The 590-nt window shown below is 46.6% G+C and carries 1 protein-coding gene; it reads right to left on the bottom strand.

All coding sequences use genetic code 11. From position 1 onward, the window contains the following. The coding region (locus R7190_RS29120; RefSeq protein ID WP_318138100.1) for a cellulose biosynthesis cyclic di-GMP-binding regulatory protein BcsB at positions 1-590 on the bottom strand (590 nt) is incomplete at both ends.

Here is a 590-nt window from a genome sequence, read left to right as displayed (position 1 = left end):
TCAGGATTATTAGCGGCTTCTTCTAGTGCATCCACAACACCGATCGTCAGGATGTCTTTATCTTTTAGTTGCTCAGCATTCCATTTGTCTGTCAAAAGCACCTGAATACCTGGGTACCCAGAATCACGCCCTAACGACCCCATGACGTTTAAGAAGGTCTGCAACACTTCTTTTGGAGCTCTCTCTGGAACAACAATCGCAGTTTCTGACAAATCGGCCATGCGAGTGTAAGGGAAACCAGAAGTAGCAAAAGCGCGCATATTTGGCATTTCGATGTAGTGAGGGAAACCACTAAAATCAACCGTAGAGTCACCATCAATGACCGCGTATTGCTTACTTGGTTGCGTCACCTGACATTGACCATCGGTCACCGACGCAAAGCCAAACTCAAACTCGATTTGGTTTTTACTGCCAACTTTAAAGGCCGGAATACGAACAAGCGCATCGCCACTCAGAATACTGTCATCTAATAGAGGAACACGCACACGGTTAGACTCACCACCTTGGCCTTTTGTGGTTAAGTTAAACGCCTCAATGAACTGGTCATTGATGCTCAAAGTCAGGCGAGAACCAGAATGATCCGCAGCAGG

The sequence above is a fragment of the Vibrio sp. 1078-1 genome, assembly GCF_033340475.1.
This window is presented reverse-complemented; position numbering and strand designations above follow the sequence as displayed.